This window comes from Serratia oryzae (genome assembly GCF_001976145.1).
In the GTDB taxonomy this organism is placed as follows: domain Bacteria; phylum Pseudomonadota; class Gammaproteobacteria; order Enterobacterales; family Enterobacteriaceae; genus Chania; species Chania oryzae.
On the sequence record NZ_MOXD01000074.1, the window covers coordinates 1 to 208 of the forward strand.

At 42.3% G+C, this 208-nt stretch carries 1 rRNA gene; it reads left to right on the top strand.

The features are described 5' to 3' along the window. Positions 1 to 108: ribosomal RNA gene (locus tag BMI79_RS22970) — 23S ribosomal RNA — on the top strand; the annotation flags it as partial. Positions 109 to 208 lie beyond the last annotated feature (100 nt).

A 208-nucleotide genomic window follows, 5' to 3' on the forward strand; every position in this document is an offset into this window, starting at 1 on the left:
TTAAGGCCCCTGAAGGAACGTTTAAGACTAAGACGTTGATAGGCTGGGTGTGTAAGTGCAGCGATGCATTGAGCTAACCAGTACTAATGAACCGTGAGGCTTAACCTTACAACACCGAAGGTGTTTTTAGAGACGAAGTAGATTTAATTTTCAGCGAATGTTCCAGATTGGTTTTGATGGTTGCAGAAAGAATGCAACGGTTGAAATG